General features: G+C 73.6%; 2 protein-coding genes. Both read left to right on the top strand.

The annotated features are described in order from the left end of the window. Positions 1 to 136 (top strand): hypothetical protein (locus tag H5J33_RS38815; protein ID WP_399553004.1); only part of this gene is annotated, 136 nt, incomplete at its 5' end. A 19-nt stretch (positions 137 to 155) separates the two neighbouring features. Then, on the top strand, positions 156 to 1,467 hold a 1,312-nt coding region (locus tag H5J33_RS35050), incomplete at its 3' end, for an FAD-dependent monooxygenase (RefSeq protein WP_181798688.1).

Genomic DNA, 1,467 nt, shown 5'->3' with positions numbered 1-1,467 from the left:
GGCCGACGGCCCTTCCGCTCTCTCGGGGGCGCGTGCTGTCCTGGTGCGCCCCGACGGCCACGTGGTCTGGACCGACTCCGGCGCGCAGCGGCCGGAGACGGCCCTGCGCCGCTGGTTCGGCGCACCGGTGTCTTGAGTTCGAGGGAGTGACCGACATGTCGAAGTCCGCACCGCAGTTCCCGGCGGGTCCCCGCACGGCGACCGATCCCGAGGTCCTGGTCGTCGGGGCCGGCCCGACCGGCCTGCTGCTGGCCGGAGACCTCGCCGCCGCCGGGACCCGGGTCACGGTCCTGGAGAAGCGCGGCCGGAAACTGAGCAACCTGACCCGCTCGTTCACCGTGCACGCGCGCACCCTGGAGCAGCTCCAGGCGCGCGGCGTCGCCGAGGACGTCATCGCCACCGGCACCAAGCTGCCCACCCTGCCGCTCTTCGGCGAGCTGGACATCCACTTCGCGCACCTGCGCACCCGCTACCCGTACGTGCTGATCACGCCGCAGTTTCACGTGGAACAAGTGCTGGAGCGGCGGGCCGTCTCCCTCGGGGTGGAGTTCCGCCACGACACCGAGGTGACCGGGCTGCGCCAGGACGCGCACGGGGTCGAGCTGGACGCCATCACCGCCGACGGCACCCGGGAGACGCACCGTGCGGCCTACGCGGTCGGCACCGACGGGGTGCGCAGCACCGTACGGCGGTTGCTGGGCATCCCCTTCCCCGGCGACTCCGTGCTGCGCTCGGTGATCCTCGCCGACGTGCTGATGAAGGAGGCGCCCGCCGACCTGCTCACCGTGGACGCCAACGAGCACGGGTTCGCCTTCATCGCCCCCTTCGGCGACGGCTACTACCGCGTGCTCGCCTGGAACCGGCACACCGACAGCTCGGCGGACGAGTCCGTGGACTTCGAGGAGCTGCGCCGGCTGTGCCGGGCCATCCTGGGCCGCGACTTCGGCATGTACGAGCCGCGCTGGGTCTCGCGCTTCCACAGCGACGAGCGTCAGGCCACCCGGTACCGCGAGGGCCGCTTCTTCCTGGCCGGCGACGCCGCGCACGTCCACTCGCCGGCCGGCGGCATGGGCATGAACACCGGCCTCCAGGACGCGATGAACCTCGCCTGGAAGCTGGCGGCGGCGGTGCGCGGCCACGGCGACGACGCCCTGCTCGCCACCTACGAGGCGGAGACGCACCCGGTCGGCGAGGAGGTGCTGCGCACGTCGGGCTCCCTGGTCCGCGCGGCCATCCGGCAGAGCGGACGCACCCGGCTCGCCCAGCAGGCGATGGTCTGGTTCGCCGGACACCTCGGCCCGCTCGGCCAGGCGCTCGGCCGCCGGGAGGGCCTGGCCGTCTCCGGTACCGGTATCACCTACGGGCGCAAGCGGGGCGACCACCACCTCGTGGGCCGGTTCTTCCGCGGCCGGCTGACCGGCGGACGGCTCGACGGCGCCCTGGGCACCGGCCGGTTCGTGCTGCTCA

Origin of the sequence: Streptomyces sp. WELS2 (genome assembly GCF_013870595.1) — a bacterium.
GTDB lineage: Bacteria > Actinomycetota > Actinomycetes > Streptomycetales > Streptomycetaceae > Streptomyces.
The sequence above is the reverse complement of the archived record's forward strand: the minus strand, read 5'-3'. Positions and strand labels throughout refer to the sequence as shown.